This is a genomic window from Caulobacter sp. (assembly GCF_017744445.1).
In the GTDB taxonomy this organism is placed as follows: Bacteria; Pseudomonadota; Alphaproteobacteria; order Caulobacterales; family Caulobacteraceae; genus Caulobacter.
This window is the reverse complement of sequence record NZ_JAGIBH010000061.1, coordinates 1-866: the sequence shown is the minus strand read 5'-3', so window position 1 is coordinate 866 and position 866 is coordinate 1. Positions and strand designations below refer to the sequence as shown.

Annotated in this window: 2 protein-coding genes and 1 pseudogene; 2 read left to right on the top strand and 1 reads right to left on the bottom strand. The window is 69.9% G+C overall.

Annotated features, from left to right (window positions below):
• Together J7528_RS23590 and J7528_RS23585 are read left to right on the top strand one after the other, a co-directional pair.
• Positions 1-107, top strand: a 107-nt coding sequence (locus tag J7528_RS23590) for a hypothetical protein (RefSeq protein ID WP_291879718.1), incomplete at its 5' end; no start/stop codon positions are given.
• A gap of 28 nt (positions 108-135) precedes the next feature.
• Positions 136-678, top strand: a complete 543-nt coding sequence (locus J7528_RS23585) for a family 43 glycosylhydrolase (RefSeq protein ID WP_363270482.1) — start codon at positions 136-138, stop codon at positions 676-678.
• On the opposite strand, the pseudogene J7528_RS23580 reads toward J7528_RS23585, so the two are convergent.
• Positions 651-866 (bottom strand): annotated as a pseudogene (locus J7528_RS23580) (bifunctional D-altronate/D-mannonate dehydratase); the annotation flags it as partial. The gene J7528_RS23585 and the pseudogene J7528_RS23580 sit on opposite strands and share 28 nt — an antisense overlap.

Sequence of the window (866 nt, the reverse complement as noted above, 5' to 3'; positions counted from 1 at the left end):
CCGGTATCGGTGTCGACATCGACGAGAAGCTGGCCGCGAAGTACCCGTACTCGCCCAAGCAGCTGCCGATCGCGCGGCTGGAAGACGGCTCGATGTGGGACTGGTAACGAACGCCATCCAAGAGGGGATGTATCGATGAGCAAGCGCAACACACGCCGGACCCGCCCGGGTACCGCCGCCCGCATCCTCGCCGCCGGCGTCGCCGCGCTGCTGCTGGCCGCCTGCGGCAGGGAGCCGGCTGCACCGGCCGCCCCGGCTGCCGCGACTGCTGCGGCCAGCGGCTCCGACCTGGCGCCGGTGTACTTCGACTGGTTCGAGTACACCGGCCGCGATGCCGCCTTCGAGGCGCCGCTGCCGGACGGCAGCTTCCGCAACCCGGTGCTGTCGGGCTTCCACTCCGATCCCAGCGTGACCGCCGCCAACGGCAAGTTCTACCTGGTGGCCTCGACCTTCGCCTTCTTCCCCGGCATCCCGGTGTTCGAGAGCGAGGACCTGGTGCACTGGAAGCAGGTGGGCAACGCGATCCACCGGCCCGGGCAGCTGGACTTCGACGGCCTGGGCATGTCGCGCGGCGTGTTCGCGCCGGCGATCAGCTACCACGACGGCACCTTCTACGTGGCCAACACCTCGGTCGATGCCGGTGGCAACTTCATCGTCACCGGTCCACGCCGCCAGTAGGCGCCGCGGTGCAGGAACTGCCACATGTCCTCGATCCGGCCGGCGTCGCGGCCGATCAGGTTCGGCACGACGTGGTCCTGCAGGTACGAGGCGACGGCCAGCTCGCGGCCGTTGAGGGTGGCGTCGCCCAGGCCGTACACGCCCGAGCGGGTGGTGATCTTCAGGGTGACGAAGTTGCGGCCCGGGCA